1 pseudogene is annotated in these 518 nt (G+C 54.4%); it reads right to left on the bottom strand.

Annotated features, from left to right (window positions below):
- Nucleotides 1–438 (bottom strand): annotated as a pseudogene (locus B2R17_RS20250) (dienelactone hydrolase family protein); the annotation flags it as partial.
- Nucleotides 439–518 lie beyond the last annotated feature (80 nt).

Below are 518 nucleotides of genomic sequence, written 5' to 3'. Positions count from 1 at the left end.
ACAAGCCACAAATGCTTTTGCATCCGTCGTGTGTGTCTCGGGAGTCAATGAGCGAGCCAAGGGCCGAACATCCGAGATCGACGTGTTCGCTCCGTTGGCGGCGGTCGGTGCTTTCTGCTGGCGATAAAAGGGATTGACCACCAAAACGCTATACCCAGACTCCGCCAAACGTTTCCCCATTTGCCGGAACGCGGGTCGCAAACCAAAGATGTCGGGCCAAATCAAAACCGCAGCATGCGAGCCCGTCGATGGCGATACGAAGTAGGCATCACACTTGCCGTCAGGTGTTTCGATTTCAACATCCTGCTCGCTGACTTCAGCGGCGTTGGCGACTCGAGGAAGCATCATCGCCGCACCGAGTCCGGCTGCGGCAAGCGTACCGATATCACGACGCGAATACTTCTTCAGATCTTCTTCGAAATGGTCCTGATCACACATGCTGGGCTCAACTGTTCAATGGGGCAATGAAAAACTGTTGAAACAAACGATCGAGCGACTGGCATCCATCTGCCAGTCTA

It is taken from the genome of Rhodopirellula sp. UBA1907 (genome assembly GCF_002337565.1).
In the GTDB taxonomy this organism is placed as follows: Bacteria; Planctomycetota; Planctomycetia; order Pirellulales; family Pirellulaceae; genus Rhodopirellula; species Rhodopirellula europaea.
Note: the sequence above shows the minus strand (reverse complement) of the source record. Positions and strands in the feature narration are given on the sequence as shown.